This is a genomic window from Mesorhizobium sp. CNPSo 4671, from assembly GCF_057784245.1.
In genome coordinates this window covers 1-18,658 of sequence record NZ_JBWLUW010000004.1, presented here as the reverse complement: position 1 = coordinate 18,658, position 18,658 = coordinate 1, and the positions used below count along the sequence as shown (strand labels likewise).

12 protein-coding genes are annotated in these 18,658 nt (G+C 63.0%); 9 read left to right on the top strand and 3 right to left on the bottom strand.

Annotation, left to right across the window (positions count from 1 at the left end):
• Nucleotides 1–190: 190 nt before the first annotated feature.
• From AC04SF_RS12175 to AC04SF_RS12140, 8 genes are all read left to right on the top strand, one after another.
• Nucleotides 191–3,670, top strand: a complete 3,480-nt coding sequence (locus tag AC04SF_RS12175) for an indolepyruvate ferredoxin oxidoreductase family protein (RefSeq protein ID WP_488478002.1) — start codon at nt 191–193, stop codon at nt 3,668–3,670.
• A 141-nt stretch (nt 3,671–3,811) separates the two neighbouring features.
• Entirely contained in the window at nt 3,812–6,157 is a 2,346-nt protein-coding gene (locus tag AC04SF_RS12170; protein WP_488478001.1) for a putative bifunctional diguanylate cyclase/phosphodiesterase, read from the top strand.
• A 386-nt stretch (nt 6,158–6,543) separates the two neighbouring features.
• Nucleotides 6,544–7,251, top strand: coding sequence for an N-acyl amino acid synthase FeeM domain-containing protein (locus AC04SF_RS12165; protein WP_488478000.1), 708 nt, complete (start codon nt 6,544–6,546; stop codon nt 7,249–7,251).
• A 121-nt stretch (nt 7,252–7,372) separates the two neighbouring features.
• Nucleotides 7,373–7,522, top strand: coding sequence for a DUF3096 domain-containing protein (locus AC04SF_RS12160; RefSeq protein WP_019862764.1), 150 nt, complete (start codon nt 7,373–7,375; stop codon nt 7,520–7,522).
• 162 nt (nt 7,523–7,684) lie between these two features.
• Nucleotides 7,685–7,909, top strand: a complete 225-nt coding sequence (locus AC04SF_RS12155; protein ID WP_095200826.1) for an aa3-type cytochrome c oxidase subunit IV — start codon at nt 7,685–7,687, stop codon at nt 7,907–7,909.
• 87 nt (nt 7,910–7,996) lie between these two features.
• A complete protein-coding gene (locus AC04SF_RS12150; protein ID WP_488477999.1) occupies nt 7,997–9,283 on the top strand; it encodes a Re/Si-specific NAD(P)(+) transhydrogenase subunit alpha in 1,287 nt (428 codons plus the stop codon).
• The gene (locus AC04SF_RS12145; RefSeq protein WP_488477998.1) at nt 9,283–9,708 is read left to right on the top strand and encodes a proton-translocating transhydrogenase family protein; all 426 of its coding nucleotides are present in this window, start codon (nt 9,283–9,285) and stop codon (nt 9,706–9,708) included. The genes AC04SF_RS12150 and AC04SF_RS12145 overlap by 1 nt, the downstream gene beginning before the upstream one ends.
• Nucleotides 9,709–9,714: 6 nt before the next feature.
• A complete protein-coding gene (locus AC04SF_RS12140) occupies nt 9,715–11,112 on the top strand; it encodes an NAD(P)(+) transhydrogenase (Re/Si-specific) subunit beta (protein WP_488477997.1) in 1,398 nt (465 codons plus the stop codon).
• A gap of 86 nt (nt 11,113–11,198) precedes the next feature.
• On the opposite strand, the gene AC04SF_RS12135 is transcribed toward AC04SF_RS12140, so the two are convergent.
• A complete protein-coding gene (locus AC04SF_RS12135) occupies nt 11,199–12,116 on the bottom strand; it encodes a hypothetical protein (protein ID WP_488477996.1) in 918 nt (305 codons plus the stop codon).
• Between the two features lie 583 nt (nt 12,117–12,699).
• Here AC04SF_RS12135 and AC04SF_RS12130 point away from each other — a divergent pair.
• Nucleotides 12,700–13,638: an alpha/beta hydrolase family protein gene (locus AC04SF_RS12130; RefSeq protein ID WP_488477995.1), complete on the top strand. Its 939-nt coding sequence runs from the start codon at nt 12,700–12,702 to the stop codon at nt 13,636–13,638.
• Between the two features lie 79 nt (nt 13,639–13,717).
• Here the strand turns inward: AC04SF_RS12130 and gyrB are convergent, their stop codons facing one another.
• On the bottom strand, nt 13,718–16,189 hold the full coding sequence (gene gyrB / locus AC04SF_RS12125) for a DNA topoisomerase (ATP-hydrolyzing) subunit B (protein WP_488477994.1): 2,472 nt from the start codon (nt 16,187–16,189) through the stop codon (nt 13,718–13,720).
• 145 nt (nt 16,190–16,334) lie between these two features.
• The coding region (locus AC04SF_RS12120) for a tetratricopeptide repeat protein (protein WP_488477993.1) at nt 16,335–18,658 on the bottom strand (2,324 nt) is incomplete at its 5' end.

Below are 18,658 nucleotides of genomic sequence, written 5' to 3'. Positions count from 1 at the left end.
GGAATTTTCGTGCGCAGCAGCACTGTCGGCGCGTGGTTTCATGCGTGGTCCGGCGCCCATCGGACTGTTTGTTGCGCGTTGCCTGGCCCCTGCGATTTTGTTTGACCTGCCTTGCAAGGGGAGAAAGGATGCGTCATCCGATCCCGACGTTGGCCGGTTCCCCGCGCGGCCTTCGCAGAGGAAATGCCTGATGACGCTGCATGATGTCGCGCTCGACGACAAGTTCGACCTTGGAAAGGAGCGCATCTTCCTGTCCGGCGCGCAGGCGGTCATCCGCATGCTCCTGATGCAGCGCGAGCGCGACCGTCGCGCCGGCCTGAACACGGCCGGCTTCGTCTCCGGCTATCGCGGCTCGCCGCTAGGCGGCCTCGACATGCAGCTGTGGAAGGCGAAGAAGCAGCTCGCCGGGGCCGATATCGTTTTCCAGCCCGGCCTCAACGAGGAGCTTGCCGCGACCGCCTGCTGGGGATCGCAGCAGACCGAGCTTCTGGGCGAGGGCACTCATGATGGCGTCTTTTCCGTCTGGTACGGCAAAGGCCCGGGCGTCGATCGTTCCGGCGACGTGTTCCGCCACGCCAATCTCGCCGGCTCGTCCAAGCATGGCGGTGTGCTTGCCCTGATGGGCGACGACCACATGGCCGAATCCTCGACCAATGCGCATGCCACCGAATTCCTCTTCGTCGACACCATGGTGCCGATCCTCAACCCGGCCGGCGTCCAGGAGATTATCGACTACGGCCTGTACGGCTTTGCCATGTCGCGTTTCGCCGGCACCTGGGCGGCGATCAAATGCGTCAAGGACAACATCGAATCGACGGCCTCGGTCGATGCCTCGCTCGAACGGCTCAACATCGTCGTGCCGGAGTTCGACATGCCGCCGGGCGGGCTCAACATCCGTCACGAGATCGACATGCTGGGCCAGGAGGAGCGGCTGCACGAATACAAGCGTGCCGCGGCTTCCGCCTTCATCCGCGCCAATGGGCTGAACCACATTGTCTATTCGGGCGGCCGCAACCCCAAGCTCGGCATCATCACGCTCGGCAAAAGCTATCTCGACGTCCGCCAGGCGCTGGAGGATATCGGCATCGACGGGGCCGCCGCCAACCGCATCGGTGTGCGGCTGTTCAAGGTCGGCTGCCCCTGGCCGCTCGACCTCCACCACATCGCCGACTTTGCCCGTGGCCTCGACACCATCGTCGTCGTCGAGGAGAAACGCTCGCTGATCGAGGTGCAGCTGCGCGAAAGCCTCTACGGCACCGCCTCGCAGCCAGTCATCGTCGGCAAGAAGGACGAGCGCGGCGACTGGCTTTTCCCGGCCAAGGGTGCGCTAGACCCCAACGAGATCGCCATCGCCCTTGGCGAAAGGATCGTCAAAACCATCGGCCCGTCGGAAGAGATTTCGGCGCGGGTGGCGAAACTGCGCCAGTTCCAGGCGATGCTGGCGGACGCCACCGACATCGGTTCACGCACGCCCTTCTTCTGCTCGGGCTGTCCGCACAACTCCTCGACCAAGGTGCCGGATGGCTCCATCGCCGCCGCCGGCATCGGCTGCCATTTCATGGCGCTGTGGATGGACCGCAACACGCTCGGCTTCACGGCGATGGGCGGCGAAGGTGCACAGTGGGTCGGCCAGGCGCCGTTCTCCAAGCGCGGCCACATCTTCCAGAATCTCGGTGACGGCACCTACAACCATTCCGGTACGCTGGCGATCCGCTTCGCGCTATCGAGCGAAGCCAACATCACCTACAAGATCCTCTACAACGATGCGGTGGCGATGACCGGCGGCCAGCCGCATGAGGGCGGCCTGACGGTGGATATGATCGCCAGGCAGGTGCGGGCAGAGGGCGTCGACCGCATCGCCATCGTCACCGATGAGCCCGACAAATATGCCGGCAAGGCCGAATTTCCGGCCGGCGCCACCATCCATCATCGCGACGACCTCGATCTCGTCCAGCGCGAACTGCGCGACGTCAAGGGCGTGTCGATCCTGCTCTACGACCAGACTTGTGCCGCTGAAAAACGCCGGCGCCGCAAGCGCGGTACCTTTCCCGATCCCGACAAGCGCGTCTTCATCAACGAACTGGTCTGCGAAGGCTGCGGTGACTGCGGCGTGCAGTCGAACTGCGTCTCGATCCAGCCGGTCGAGACCGAATTCGGCCGCAAGCGCAAGATCGACCAGTCGAGCTGCAACAAAGACTTCTCCTGCGTCAACGGCTTCTGCCCGTCCTTCGTCACCGTGCACGGCGCCAAGATCCGCAAGGCCGAGGGCCTTGCCGGTAAGGCCGATCCGCTCGACGGCGTGCCGACGCCTGCCGAATTCCCGCTTGGCGAGCAAGGCTGGGCGGCGATCATCGACGGTGTCGGCGGCACCGGCGTCGTCACCGTCGGTGCCGTGCTCGGCATGGCGGCTCACCTCGAGGACAAGGGCTGCGGCATGATCGACATGGCCGGCCTTGCCCAGAAGGGCGGCTCGGTGTTCACCCATGTCCGCATCGCCCGCACGCCGGACGACATCCATGCCATCCGCGTCTCGGCGGGCAAGGCCGACCTCGTGCTTGGCTGCGACCTCGTCGTGTCCGGCGCCAAGAAGGTGCTGACGGCGGTACGCGAGGGCCATACGATCTTCCTCGCCAACACCGCCGAGATCATGCCCGGCGAGTTTGCCCGGTCGGCGGATTTCTCCTTGCCGATAGAGCGCCTGAAGAAGGCGATCCGCACCGCGGCCGGCGACGACAAGGCGCATTTCTTCGACGCCACCCGCACCGCCACATCGCTGTTTGGCAATTCGCTTGGCGCCAACATGTTCATGCTCGGCTTTGCCTTCCAGCATGGCGGCCTGCCACTGTCGGCCGAGGCGGTCGAGAAGGCGATCGAGCTCAACGGCGAAGCGGTGGCCATGAACATCGCCGCCTTCCGCTGGGGCCGTCGCGCGGCGCACCAGCCGGATTTCGTGCGTGGCCTTGTCGCCCAGCCGGGCAAGGCGGGACAGACCGCCCCGATCGCACAGACGCTGGACGAGATCATTGCCCGCCGTGTCGCCTTCCTGAGCGCTTACCAGAACGCCGCTTACGGCAAGCGTTATGCCGACAGGATTTCCGCGCTGCGGGCGGCAGAAACGAAGGCCATGCCGGGTTCAACTGTTGTGACCGAGGCGGCAGCCAAAAGCCTGTTCAAGCTGATGGCGATCAAGGACGAATATGAGGTGGCACGGCTCTACACCGACGGCTCCTTCGCCGCCGAGCTTGGCAAGCAGTTCCAGAGCTACGAAAAACTCGAATTCCATCTCGCTCCGCCGATCATGGGCCGTCGCGGCAATGACGGAAGCCCTCGGAAATCGAGCTTCGGCCCCTGGATGATGAAGGGGTTTCGCGTGCTGGCGGCGCTGAAGGGCCTGCGCGGCACCGTTTTCGACCTGTTCGGCTACACCGCTGAACGACGCATGGAACGGCAGCTTTTGGCACAGTATGAGGGCGATCTTGAGCTCGTCGCTAGGTCGCTGGCGCCTGATAAGGCCGATGCGGCGGTTGCTCTCGTCTCGGTCCCCGCGCTTATCCGCGGTTATGGCCATGTCCGGCAGGCCAGTGCCGAAAAGGCCGCGGGCGAGCGCCAAAGGCTGCTGGCGCGCCTGTCGAGCACGCCGACGCGGGCGGAACTTCAGGCCGCCGAATGATGGATACGCCTTGTTTACCTGAAGCTTGATTTTCCAGGTCTGCCCTGCATTTGCAGGCCCCGGTAACCGGGCCGAAGTCACTGTTCTAAGCCTTTCTTAAGGCGGGTGTGACATGACAAGGCTTAGCGTTGGGCCGACAATATGGGCAGACCAAAAACCGAAAACATCCCCGCGGATGTTTATATCCAGTTTGTGCGGTCGTTGTTCGACAACGCCCACATGCTGGTGATCGGCGGCGTATGCTACTGGATCCTCGGATTCATGATCTATTTGCGTACGCACAACCCTTTGTTTCTGGGTTTTTCTTTTGGGTTGCTGTCCATCAGCCTTTTCCGCTACTCCGGCATTCGCGGCTTCCGGAAGGCGGGCGGGGTAATCGCCAATGTCGAAGAGGCGCGGCGGTGGGAGCGCACCTATATCCTCAAAGGCAGCCTGCAGGGCCTCGGCTTGGGCGCGCTGTGCTTCATATCGATCTATGTATATCCCGATCCGTTTGCCGAACTGGCCGCGACGTCGCTGGCCATCGCAACCCTGGTGACGGTTGTTGGCCGCAACTACGGCTCTCCGCTGATGGTGCGGATTTTTTCCGTGACCTTCATTGGCCCGGCGGCACTTGCACTCTTGCTGCGCATGGATGTCCCCTCGGTCGTTCTGGGCTTGATGATCATCCCGTTGACGTTCATCACGATCAACAGCGCCGACCACGTCCGTAACGTGCTTTTCTCGGCGGTCATCGGCCACAAGGAAGCGAGGAAGCTCGCGCACAGGTTCGATCGCGCCCTCAACACCATGTCGCACGGCCTCGTCATGCTCGGCCCCAACGGCCGGGTGGCGGTGGCCAATGCCGAGGCGGCCCATCTGATGTCGCTCAAGTCCGCGAATTCGCTGCTTGGGCGGTCGATCCATGGTCTGCTGATGCGCGGCGTTGCCGGCGGCATGCTGGCGCCGAAGGACTGCCGCTATATCGAGGCCCAACTGACGCGTGCCCTGCGCGAGGGCCGCGACCGCAAGGTGCTCGTTTCCCTCGCCAATGGCCAGCACTACGAATTCTCGGCCCGCGAAGGCAGCCAGGAACTCGGTGTCATCACCTTCGAGGACGTGACGGCGCGTGTCGAGGCGGAAGACAAGATCCGCTTCATGGCGCGCTATGACAATCTCACCGGCCTGCCCAATCGCGCCTATTTCCACGAGCTGGTCGGCGAGGCGATGGCGTCAGGCGACCGCGACCGTTTCTGCGGTCTGGCCGTGCTCGACCTCGACGATTTCAAGAGCGTCAACGACACGCTCGGCCATCCGATCGGCGACGGGTTGATCTACGCGGTCGCCGAGCGTCTTGCCGCCGTTGCCGGGCAAGGCATCACCGTCAGCCGTTTCGGCGGCGACGAATTCATGGTCTTCTTCGACCGCATCGAGGACGAGAGCCATCTGACCACGCAGATCGATGAGATCTTCGCCGGGCTGCAGGGCGAGGTGGACGTCGCCGGCCATGGGCTGCGCATCCAGGCCAGCGGCGGCGCCGTGCTGTCGCGGGTCAAGGACAGCGACGTCGACGCCATGATCGTCAAGGCGGATCTGGCGCTCTACAAGGCCAAGGAGCTCGGCAAGAACGGCTGGCGGCTGTTCGAGGCCGCGATGGACGCCGCGTTCCGCAATCGCCAGCTGATGAAAGCGGATCTGCGCAGCGCGGTGGAAAGCAAGGAATTGCGCGTGGTCTATCAGCCGATCGTGGCGATGAACACCATGCGCATTGCCAGCTGCGAGGCGTTGTGCCGCTGGGATCACCCCGATCTCGGGCCGATTTCGCCCAGCATTTTCATTCCGCTGGCCGAGGAAATGGGCATCATTTCCGAGATCAGCACGTTCGTGCTGCAGGCGGCCTGCACGGAATGCGCCAAATGGCCTGATCAGACCAGCGTCTCGGTCAACCTCTCGGCCAAGGATTTCCGCAACCGCGACGTCATCCAAAAGGTTCGCGATGCCCTGGCGAGTTCCGGCCTCGCCGCCGGCCGGCTGGAGATCGAGGTCACCGAAACGGCGCTGCTCGACGACAAGTCGCTGACGCGCCAGTATATCGAGGAACTGAAGCAGCTCGGCGTGCGCATCGCGCTCGACGATTTCGGCACCGGCTATTCGAGCTTGAGCTACCTCCACAAGCTGCCGCTCGACAAGATCAAGATCGACCGTTCGTTCCTGATGGACGTCACCCAGAATAATCGTTCGCTGGAACTGCTCAAGGGCATTGTCAGCCTGTCGCGGCCACTCGGGCTTTCGGTGACCGTGGAAGGCGTCGAGACCTTCGAACAGCTCAAGATCCTGGCTTTGCAGGTCAAGCCGGATCTCGTGCAAGGCTTCCTCTTCGGTGCCGCGCTGAGTGCGTCGGGTATCGAGACGATGTCGAATGTCACCTGGCCATTCGCCGCGGAGCTGCGTCTCACCGGCAAACGGACAGCCATTTCCGGCAAACGGACAGCCAGTCAGTTGTCGTGATTTCGAAGGTCGCTGGATGGTGGTTCCGCCGCTTTGTCGGGCGTTCCATGCGCAGGCGATGCACAACGCGCGTTCATGACCGGGAACGGGTCGGCCGTGAGGCCAAGCCCGATAGGCGGCGTCATGATGGTCGGTCTTTCAAATATATAAAGCAAAAACAATTTGTTACGACGCGATCGGCAATTGCCGAACGCAAGCGCCACGGTCTCACCCGGACGCCTGGCTGTTAAGGTTAACAGAAGGTAAACCGGCGCTATCTAAGTTTCAGCTTGTGTCTCATTTCAGCTCGAATAGCCTATTCATAGGCGGAATTTCGAGGACAGATGATGGATGCTGCAACGGCTGCAAGGAATGCGTCTGGCGTGGTCAGGGCAGCCGGAGATTCGGTGCTGAACCGATCGATGATGCAACTGCTGGAGCATGTCGACTATCGCCTCATTACCGGAGGTGAGGACTTGGAGGCGATTTACCGGCTTCGCTATAAATCCTATCTGCGCTCAGGCATGTGCGGCCCAATCGCCAGCGGGATGTTCGAGGATCGCTGGGACAATCTGCCCAATTCCTACCGGTTCGGTGTCTATTTCTATGGCGAGTTGGTCAGCACGATCCGCTTCCACTACATTTCTCGGGAGCACCCGAATTCGCCGTCCGTCGATGCCTATCCGGAAATACTGCTCGAGCGACTTGCCCGCGGAGAAACCTTTATCGACGGAACCCGGTTTGCAACCGATCCCGATAGCGCGCCGGCGCCCGGAGTGCTGCCGTTCCTGACCCTCAGGCTTGCCATGGTGGCCTCGCTCTATTTTGGGCAGGACTCGGTGCTGACGCCGGTCAAGGTCGAGCATTCCAATTTTTATTCGCGTTATTTCAATGCCGTACAGCGGACCGAGGCTAAGGAATTTCCAGGCGTTCTTACCCGGATCGCCCTGTTCGAAATCCCTGCCGGCGAAAATATGCGCCTGACGCTCGAACGGTTCCCATTCTTCAGGTCGACGCCGACCGAGCAGCGGCTGATGTTCGCCAATCCGGCCATCAACCGGCTGACACCCTTGTCCGTCGTGCCGACGGCGAAATATTATCGCGCCGCCGCCTGAGACTACGCGATTTTTGATGAGCCTCGGGAGCTTTCCGGCCAGATCCGCGTTCTGATGACGGCGGCGTGCCGCCGTTCCGTCTTGTCATCATGCCAACCGATCTGCCGCGAAGGACCCCGACATGCACATTTCCCAGCTCGCGCTCACGCCGCTTATCTCGCTGATCGCCGGCGTGTTGATCCTCATCATGCCACGGCTGCTGAACTACATCGTCGCGCTCTATCTGATCGTCGTTGGACTGCTCGGCCTTTTCCCGCACCTCGCCGGCTGAGGCCGCGGGGCAAGCCTGGCGCAAAGCCGTCCCTCACAGGGGCGGCCGGCAGTTTCAATTTTCCCTTGAGGCAGTTGTCCGCCCCAATGCGGCAATAGCGCCATTGCTCTCGGCCCGGCTTTTCGCTATGTGCCTGAAAGATGTCTTCGAAGGGGTATTCCTATGGCTGATCACTCGCCGACCGGTCCTGTCGAACTGGGCGCGAAGATGGACTATGCGGAACATGACCGTACCTATGCGGGCTTTCTCGCACTGGCCAAATACGGATCGCTTTTCTGCGGCGCGTTGCTCATCGCGATGGCTTTCGGCTTCTTCGCGGCCGGTTTCTTCTCGGCGACCATCCTGTTCATCCTGATCATGGCCGTCGGCGCCTTCATTCTGCGATAGACCTTCCAAAACCCCGTTGCCATTGACGTCGCCGGATATTCCGGCCGACACTTTGCGCAAACAGGTTCCAGCCGAAAGGATCATGCGGTGGGACAGACGGTTTTCATCCCTCGTGAGCTTGATGCGAACGAGCCGCGTGTCGCGGCCTCGCCCGATACGGTCAAGCGGCTGGCGGGGCTGGGCTTCGATGTGATCGTTGAAACCGGCGCCGGCACGAGGTCTCGCATCCCCGACGAGGAGTTCGCCAAGGCCGGTGCTGCCATCGGCAAGGCTGACGCTGTCGCCAAGGCCGATGTCGTGCTGAAGGTGCGCCGGCCGACGGAAGCCGAGCTGAAAGGCTACAAATCGGGTGCTGCGGTCATCGCCATCATGGATCCCTACGGCAATGACGCGGCGGTCGCGGCCCTGGCCAAGGCCGGTGTCACCGCCTTCTCGATGGAGTTCATGCCGCGCATCACCCGCGCCCAGTCGATGGACGTGCTGTCCAGCCAGGCCAACCTCGCCGGCTATCAGGCAGTCATCGACGGCGCCTCGGAATATGATCGCGCACTGCCGATGATGATGACGGCGGCGGGCACTGTGCCGGCGGCTAAGATCTTCATCATGGGTGTCGGCGTTGCCGGCCTGCAGGCGATCGCCACCGCGCGCCGTCTTGGTGCGGTCGTCACGGCGACCGACGTTCGACCCGCCGCCAAGGAACAGGTGGCATCGCTCGGCGCCAAGTTCCTCGCCGTCGAGGACGAGGAGTTCAAGGCGGCCGAGACCGCCGGCGGCTACGCCAAGGAAATGTCGAAGGAATACCAGGCCAAGCAGGCGGCGCTGACCGCCGAGCACATCGCCAAGCAGGATATCGTCATCACCACGGCGCTGATCCCCGGCCGGCCGGCGCCGAAACTGGTCTCGGCAGCGATGGTCGCCTCGATGAAGCCGGGCTCGGTGATCGTCGACCTCGCCGTCGAGCGCGGCGGCAATGTTGAAGGCGCGGTCCCAGGTCAGGTGGTGACCACGGCCAACAATGTGAAGATCGTCGGACACCTCAATGTGCCCGGCCGCGTCGCTGCGTCGGCCTCGCTGCTTTACGCCCGCAACCTGTTCGCTTTCGTGGAAACACTGGTCGACAAGACAACGAAGACGCTCGCCATCAATCGCGACGATGACCTGGTCAAGGCGACGATGCTGACCGATGGCGGCAAGGTGGTGCATCCGGCCTTCGCCCAGGCCGACCAGCAGCCGCATGTCGAGCCGGCCGCGATCCCGGCCACGACCATGGTGGCCTCGGCCGAGCCGGCTGCTGCAAAGAAAGCCGCGACAAAGAAAACGGCCGCATCCCAGTCGCCCTCGTCCAAGTCGCCCAAGTCGAAAGGCACAGCGTGATGGATCAGACCCTGCAAAAAGCCCTCGACCAGCTCGACCAGGCAAGCGCTGCCGTCAGGCTCGCGGTGCAGAACCTGGCCAATGCTCCAGGCGGTGCCGAGGCGGCGGGTGACGCCGCGCACGCCCTGTCCGGTGGCACCATCGATCCCTTCGTCTTCCGCTTCGCCATCTTCGTGCTGGCGATCTTTGTCGGCTACTATGTCGTCTGGTCGGTGACCCCCGCTTTGCACACGCCGCTGATGGCCGTCACCAACGCCATCTCCTCGGTCATCGTCGTCGGCGCGCTGCTGGCTGTCGGCATCGCGGCTTCCGGTGTTGCCGCCGGCTTCGGCTTCGTCGCGCTGATGCTGGTCTCGGTCAACATCTTCGGCGGCTTCCTGGTCACCCAGCGCATGCTGGCGATGTACAAGAAGAAGGACAAGTAGAGCGCCATGAACGCCAACTTCGCGTCCTTCCTCTATCTGGTCTCCGGCGTGCTGTTCATCATGGCGCTGCGCGGCCTGTCGCATCCGACCACCAGCCGCCAGGGCAATTTGTACGGCATGATCGGCATGGGCATCGCCATTGCCACCACGCTGGCGCTGGCGACTCCGTCAGCCGGGCGCTTCGGGCTGATCGTGCTTGGCCTCGCCATCGGCGGCGGCGTCGGCGCCGTCACCGCGCGCCGCATCGCCATGACCTCGATGCCGCAGTTGGTCGCCGCCTTCCATTCGCTGGTCGGCCTCGCCGCCGTCATGGTGGCTGCAGCGGCCATCTATGCGCCGGAAAGCTTTGGCATCGGCACCAATGGCGATATCCATGCCCAGGCGCTGATCGAAATGAGCCTTGGCGTCGCCATCGGCGCCATCACCTTCACCGGCTCGGTCATCGCCTTCCTCAAGCTCGATGGCCGCATGTCCGGCAAGCCGATCATGATCGGCGGCCGCCACTTCATCAACGCGGCTCTCGGCGTCGCGCTCATCGTGTTGATCATCCTGCTCGTCACCACCGAGTCAAAACTGGTGTTCTGGCTGATCGTCGCCGCCTCGCTGGTGCTCGGCATCCTGCTGATCATCCCGATCGGCGGCGCCGACATGCCGGTCGTCGTCTCGATGCTGAATTCCTATTCCGGCTGGGCAGCCGCCGCGCTTGGTTTCACCCTCGGCAATCTGGCCCTGATCATCACCGGCGCACTCGTAGGTTCGTCCGGCGCGATCCTGTCCTACATCATGTGCAAGGGCATGAACCGAAGCTTCATCTCGGTTATCCTCGGCGGCTTCGGCGGCGAGACCGCGGCAGCGGCCGACGATGGTATCGAGCGCACGGTCAAGCAGGGCTCGGCCGACGATGCCGCCTATCTGATGATGAACGCCCAGAAGGTCATTATCGTGCCGGGCTACGGCATGGCGGTTGCGCAGGCGCAGCACGCGTTGCGCGAAATGGCCGACAAGTTGAAGGCCAATGGCGTCGACGTGAAATACGCGATCCACCCGGTCGCCGGCCGCATGCCTGGCCACATGAACGTGCTGCTCGCCGAAGCCAACGTGCCCTATGACGAAGTGTTCGAGCTGGAAGACATCAATTCGGAGTTCGCGCAGGCCGACGTCGCCTATGTCATCGGCGCCAACGACGTCACCAACCCGTCTGCGCGCGACGACAAGTCCTCGCCCATCTACGGCATGCCGATCCTCGACGTCGACAAGGCGCGCACCTGCCTGTTCGTCAAGCGCTCGCTCGGCTCGGGCTATGCCGGCATCGACAACACGCTGTTCTACAAGGACGGCACCATGATGCTGCTCGGCGACGCCAAGAAGATGACCGAGGAAATCGTCAAGGCCATGGATCACTGATCCAGCTGATAGTCTCGATATCCGAATAGCAAAGAGCCCGGTCTCGAAAACCGGGCTCTTTCTTTTTTGGCAAGGAGTCTGAGCGTTTAGCGGCTGGTCAGGAAAACCGCTTCCTCTTCGTCGCGCTGCCTGCCGCCGAGAGCGGCCGCAGCACTGGCGATAAAGGCGCCGATGACCAGCGACAAAGCGCCGAGCAGGGCAAACGTCGCGCTGCCTTTCCGAGCTGCGTCGGCGGCCTGCTTGGCCTTGACCTTGGCGTCCTCGACCTTGGCAACCAAGGCATCGACACGCGCCTTGGCATCAGCCTCGGACAGCCCAGTGCGGGCGGCAACCAGTTGCGACAGATAGGTCCTGTCGTCGGCTGAAATCTCGCCCGCCGCCGCACTGGCGATCAGGATGCGCGAGGCCTCTCCGACTGCAGCAGCATCGCTGTCCGAATTGGCAGCCGCAAGCTTGGCCGGATCGGCCGGACGGAACAGCGAATCCACCAGATAGGCGGTTGCATTGTCGGCCGATGCGCTGCCGGTCTTGGCCGAGACACCAGCCGATGCACCCATGGCAGCGCCGGATGCTACGGTTGAGACAGCCTGCACGCCTGTACCGAGTGCCGCGGACAGCGCCGAGCCGAGCACGCCGACAACGAGCAGCGTCGCCAATGCCCAGGCGAGGAAGCCATGGGCAGTGTCGCGGAAATACACCTCGTCAGTGTGGATGCCGACCCATTTGGTGCGCAGCCGTCCGGCAAGGTAACCGCCGACGCCGGAGGACAGCCATTGCACGATGACCAGCCAGATCGCGGTCGAGACCGCGAAGGTGGTGATCGATGCGCCGGACCCCGACCATGGCGAAACCATGCTGAGCCCAAGCCCGGAGCCAAGCAGCATGAGGATAAAGGTCAAGGTCGAGGCCGCGAAGGCGCCGGCAATAATCGGTCCCCAGCTGACGGCTGTAGCGGAGGATTCTTCCGAAGCGGAAAGGTCAATGGCCGATAGGGTGGGCTGCATCAACGCCCCCTACCGTACGAACAGCATGATGAGGATGATGATCGGGATCGGAATACCGAGCAACCAGAGCAAAATGCCACGTCCCATGAAGGCCTCCTGTGAGAAATTTTTGATCGATGTTGTCACAATGTCGTCGGAGGACTTCCGTTCCGGCGCGGTTTGAAATGATTTTGTTTGCCGCCGATGGAACAATTCGGAGCGCCGCTTCGCGCCAATGTCTCAAGCGATCATGTTGTTGTGATTTGACCCATAGGCCGAGCCGGGCAAAAGCGGAAGTCCGGGCGTCGTCCCTGCCTTTTGACTCACCAGTCTCGCTGGATGCGACCCGTCAGCCCTGCGAATTTTCTTCGAAGTGCCTTGCCGAGCAGGAGGACAAATGACCCCAAGGAAATTCCGGAAGAAGCAGAAAGCAAGAGCCCGGCGGATTTGCGCCCAATCCGGTGGCTCGCGCTTAACAATTTTCGCGGGCCTGGTCTTGCTCTCTGGTCTGTTCACCGGAGCCTTGACCCCGGCGGCTACAGCCGGTCCGACGATTGGCACGACATCGGTCAGTCCAGTTGCTGAAGACCTCGCGCATTCCCCCGTGGGCTTCGAAGCCGTTCGCGTTCCAAATGGCGGCGAACCGCCGCTGGCCGCCGGCATCTGGTACCCGACTTCGGCCGAGCCGCGCGATGTGCCGCTGGAATTCTTCAAGCAGCGCGTCGCGCTTTCCGGCCCGGTAAAAGGCCATGCGCTGCCGCTTATCGTGATTTCGCATGGCGGCGGCGGATCCTATGCCGGTCACTATGATACGGCGATCGCCCTGGCGAGAGCCGGCTTTGTCGTCGCCGCGGTCAGCCATGCCGGTGACACTTTCGACGACCAGAGCAAGGTGCTGATGCTATGGCGCCGACCCGCCCAACTGAGCCGGCTGATCGATTTCATGCTGACGGACTGGCAGGGACATGCAGACATCGATCCGCAGCGCATCGGTGCCTTCGGATTCTCGAATGGCGGCTTCACTGTGCTCGTCGAAGCGGGCGGAATACCTGATCTCGGCAGGATCGACCCATACTGTGCGGCAAATCCCCAGCATGATCTTTGCACCACGCTGGCGAAAGCGGGGGTCCATTCCGTTGCGCAAGCGGCCCAGCCACCTCCGGATGCGTGGAAGCCTGATCGGCGAATCCGCGCCATCGCAGCCGCCGCGCCCGCGTTCGGCTTCACCTTTGACCGCGCCGGCCTCGCTTCGGTTCAGATCCCGGTGCTCCTGTGGCGGGCCGCCAACGACCGGCATCAACCCGACCCCTGGTACGAGGAGCCCGTGCGCTCGGCGCTGCCTCGACCGCCGGAGTATCATGTCGAGCCCCTGGCAGGCCACTATGCGTTCCTGCCGCCTTGCAGCACTCGCCTGCGCGCCATTGCGCCCATGGCGTGCGTTGACGCACCCGGCTTCGACCGGGTCGCGTTTCATCAGCGCCTCAACGCCGCCCTGGCAGACTTCTTCAGCGCATCGCTACAGTCTCAAAGCCCGTCGCATTGAAGCGGATTCAGCCGCTGCGCTTTAAGCTCTTGTGCATCTCGTTCGCCCAAAACCGCTGCGCGGTTTTGGGCGGCCGGCATCAAATATCCAGATTGGCGACGGACAGCGCATTGTCCTGGATGAATTCGCGCCGTGGCTCGACCTCGTCGCCCATCAGCCGCGAGAAAAGCGAGTCGGCATCGGTCGCGTCGTTCACCTTGACCTGCAGCAGCGACCGCACATTCGGATCGAGCGTGGTTTCCCAGAGCTGCTCGGCATTCATCTCGCCGAGACCCTTGTAGCGCTGCATGGTCAGGCCCTTGCGGCCGGTCGCAAAGACGGCGTTGAGCAGCGCCAGCGGGCCCGAGACGGTTTCGGACACATCCTTGCGGCGCAGCACCGGCGGCGTCCCGTATACCTCGCTGAGGCGCTGTGCGTAGCGATCGAGCTGGCGGGCATCGGCCGAATTGATCAGCCCCATGTCGAGATGGGCGTATTCCTTGACGCTGCGCACCGTGCGCTCGAAGACATAGCCGCCGCTGCCGTCATTCGAGGTCGACATGCGGCCGGTCCAACCACGCTCGGTGTCCTCGGCGATGATATCGAGGCGTTGTGCAATGCGTTCCGCCATGGCGTTGGCGCGGCCAAGGTCGCCGAAGACCTCGGGGTTGAGCCCGCCGGCGATCGCGGCCTGTTCGACCACGCCTCTGTTGTAGCGCGTGTGCAGGCCGTTGATGAGCTGGCGCACAGCGAGCGCATCGTCAACGGCACCACGCAAATCCTGCCCGATCCGCACTTCGCCTGAACCCAGCGTCAGCGAAGCTTCCTCCAGTCCGGACTCGATCAGGAACTCCTCGAACGCGCTCTCATTCTTGATGTATTGCGAGCTCTTGCCGCGCGTCACCTTATAGAGCGGCGGCTGGGCGATGTAGAGATGGCCGCGCTCGATCAGCTCCGGCATCTGCCGGAAGAAGAAGGTGAGCAGCAGGGTTCTGATATGCGCGCCGTCGACGTCGGCGTCGGTCATCAGGATGATCTTGTGATAGCGCAGCTTGTCGGCATTGAACTCGTCCTTGCCGATAGAGGTGCCGAGCGCGGTGATCAGCGTGCCGATCATGTCGGAGCCGAGCATGCGGTCGAAACGCGCCCGCTCGACATTGAGAATCTTGCCGCGCAAGGGAAGGATCGCCTGGTTCTGGCGCGAACGGCCGCCCTTGGCCGAGCCGCCGGCCGAGTCGCCCTCGACGATGAAGATTTCGGATTTCGCCGGGTCGCGTTCCTGGCAGTCGGCCAGCTTACCGGGGAGCGAGGTGACGCCGAGCGAGCTCTTGCGGGTGATGTCGCGCGCCTTGCGCGCGGCTTCGCGCGCTGCCGCGGCTTGGATCACCTTGTCGATGACCACCTTGCCTTCGGTCGGATGCTCTTCCAGCCAGGTGCCGAGCGCCTCGTTGACCAGCCCCTCGACCACGGGACGGACTTCCGACGAAACCAGCTTGTCCTTGGTCTGCGAGGAGAATTTCGGGTCGGGAACCTTGACCGACAGCACGGCCGTCAAGCCTTCGCGGCAATCGTCGCCGATCAGCGAGACCTTTTCCTTCTTGGTCAGGCCCGAGGACTCGCCATAACCGGTGATCTGACGCGTCAGCGCGCCACGGAAGCCGGCCAGATGGGTGCCGCCATCGCGCTGCGGGATGTTGTTGGTGAAGGCCAGCACATTCTCATGGTAGCTGTCGTTCCACCACATAGCCACTTCGACGGTGATGCCGTCGCGCTCGGCCTTGATGGCAATCGGCTTCTCGATCAGCGGTTTCTTGACCCTGTCGAGATATTTGACGAATTCTTCGAGGCCGCCATCATAGTGCAGCTCATGCCGCAAGATGTCGGCGTGGCGGGCATCGGTCAGAATGATGCGCACGCCGGAATTGAGGAAGGCGAGCTCGCGCAGCCGGTGTTCCAGCGTGCCGAAGTCGAACTCGACCATGGTGAAGGTCTCTGCCGACGGAAAGAAGGTGATCTGGCTGCCGCTGCGGCCCTCATAGGTGCCCGGCTGTTTGTCCTGCTCGTAGCTGCCTGTCGCCTTCAATGGCGCATCGGCATTGCCATGCGTGAAGCTCATCTCGAAGATCTGACCGTTGCGGCGAATCTTCAACTTCAGCCAGGCCGAAAGGGCGTTGACCACCGAGACGCCGACGCCATGCAGGCCGCCCGACACCTTGTAGGAGTTCTGGTCGAATTTGCCGCCGGCATGCAGCTGCGTCATGATCACTTCGGCCGCGGAAATGCCTTCGCCGGTGTGGATATCGGTCGGAATGCCACGGCCATTGTCGATCACCGTCACCGAACCATCGGGGTTGAGCGTCACGGTGACGAGGTCGGCGTGGCCTGCCAGGGCCTCGTCGATGGCGTTGTCGACCACCTCATAGACCATGTGATGCAGGCCCGAGCCGTCGTCGGTGTCGCCGATATACATTCCGGGGCGTTTGCGGACGGCGTCCAACCCCTTCAAAACCTTGATGGAATCGGCGCCGTATTCGGCTTCGGCGCCGTTGGTGTTCTCGGTCTGGTCGCTCATGAAAACCTATTGTCTAGATGCCGCTTATATAGCGCGAAAAATCGGCCCCGAATCGCGCGTCTGATATGCCTTAGATATAGGCGCTAAAGGCGGTTTTTCCAAGGTTTGCGGGTATTTCCGGGCCGAATCCCGCGCTGGCAGCCGGCTATTTTTTTCGGGCACCGAATTTGGCGAGAAGATTGCGCAAATATTCGATCGTGGGCTTGTCCCGGGGCGCCAGCCGGCCCGTGCGGTCGAGCTCCAGCGTCAGGTTCAGCGCCTTGGTCAGCACCGCCTTCGGATCCTTCGCCACATAGGCATAGTTGATGTAGGCCTGCACCAGATCGAATTGCCAGATCGCATTGTTCGGATCGGACTGGGCGAGTTTCTGGCGGATGCCGAGGCTGTCTTCGAACGCCTTCTTGGAACCCTCGAAGTGGCGCTGCTTGGTCTCCAGCATGCCGATTTCCGACAGCGTGATCGACAGGTCGCGCTGCCAGTCGGAATTGGCGGGGTCGAGCTTCGCCAGCCGGTCGGCAATGGCAAGACTGTCCTGATAGTTCTGCAGTGCACCGCTGACATCGCCCTGGGCATCGAGCACAACGGCAACCTTTTCCAGGCAGACCGACAGGTCGCGCTGCCAGTCGGCGTTGCCGGGGTCATCAGCGGCAAGGTCACGCGCGACGGCCAGCGCTTGCTGATAGGAAGCCAGCGCTGCCGGCCAGTTCTCCTGGTCGTTGAGCGCGTTGCCGACCTTGGTGTAACTGATCGACAGGTCGCGTTTCAAGTCGGTATCGTTAGGATCACGGCGCACCATTTCTTCGGCGATCGCCTGGCTCTTGGTGTAGGCCGCGAGCGCACCGGCGGCGTCGCCGCGTTGGCGCAGCAGGTCGCCGATCCTGTCGTGGCTGACGGAAACAGCGCGCTGGCGCTCGGGGTCATCGGGTTTGTTCCCGGCCAGCACAAGCCGAATTCTCAGGCTCTCTTCAAAGGCCGTCTGGGCGCCGTCCAGCTGTCCGGCGGTCCGGGCAAGGTCGCCGATTTCGTCATAGGTTATGGTCAGGTCGCGCAGCAGATAGGCGCTGTTCGGCTCGGCATCGGCCAATTGCTGCTTGATCGACAGGCTCTGTTGATAGGCCTTGGCCGCCGCACCCACATCGCCTTGCGTCGCCAGAACATTGCCGATCTTGTCGTTGGCCATGGCGAGGTCACCGAGCCAGTCTTTCTTGTCCGGCACGCTTGCGGTCAGGTCCTGCAGCATGTCCCTGGCCGCCTCATAGTTTTCCAGGGAGGTTGGCAGGTCGCCTTGCGCCATCTCAGTGTTGGCGAGCTTGATATGGGCGATGGCGAGATCGCGCTTGACGCTGGGGTCGGTTTCCTGACGCGACCGCTGCTCGAGATTGGCCAACAGGGCGGTGAAGGCGCGGCCGGCCGCCTCGACATTGCCCACCGTCGTATAGAGGATACCGAGTTCCTCCAGCGTGCGGCTCTGGCGGTCGGCCTGCTCCAGATTGAGCGAGGTCTGCCCGGCCTCGCCATACAGCGCCAGCACCGATTCATAGTCACCAATGGCCGTGGCGTAGTCGAGATCGGCGCGCGCCGCACCACCGGACAGGAAGCGCGTCGCGGCCTCGGACAGGGTTCGGCTGACGAAATTGACCTTCAGCGCCTGGCGCGAAACATTATCGATGTCGGCGGCCTTGGCGAGAAGGGCGCGGGCGCCGTCGAAGGCACCGAGCGCAAGCTGCTCCTCGGCCTGCCGGCGAAGCTCCGTCACTTGGGGATCGTCGGAGGCGAGCGTCTTCATTTCGCTACGCACCTTGACGAAGGCGTCGGCAGCCTCGCGCAGCCGGGCGTTGAGGCTGTCGGCGGAGAGATGGCTGGTGTCGGTGCTGATCAGCGCGCCATAGAGCGGCGCGAGCGGCATGTCGGCATCGCTGGCGATCTGCTCGACCTCGCCGCGCATTTCCGGCGTCACATCGGCCATGGCCAGCAGCAGCCGTTCGCGCTCCGGCAGCTGTTCCTTGGCGGCAGTGGCGAAGAACAGTTTCGGCAGGCCGCTTTCGACATAGGGCAACTGCTTGCCGCGCGACAGGTCGTAGACCTCCTGCTGCACCAAGGTCAGCACCGAGCGGATTTCGAGCCCGTCCGTGCCGAGATATTTGGTCAGCGCCGTTGTGAACGGCGAGTTCTGGCCGGTGCCGTCGGCCGCCGTTTCGCCGGGTGCGGCCGAGAAGGCGAACAGGATGTTTTCCGCCCGGCCGACGCGGCCGAGGCCCGGCTTGACCTTGTCGGCGACATCCTTTGCCAGTGACGTCGCGCCGCGCCCTTCGCCACCGCTACCCGAGAACGGATCGCTGCGGCAGGCGTCGAGCACGATCAGCCCGACCTTGGCGGTGGCGGCGACTGCAGCGCGCACTTCTTCCAGCGGCAGGCTTGTCTTGTCCAGTTGATCGAGCGAGGAGGCATCGGCATCGACCGGCAGCAGCC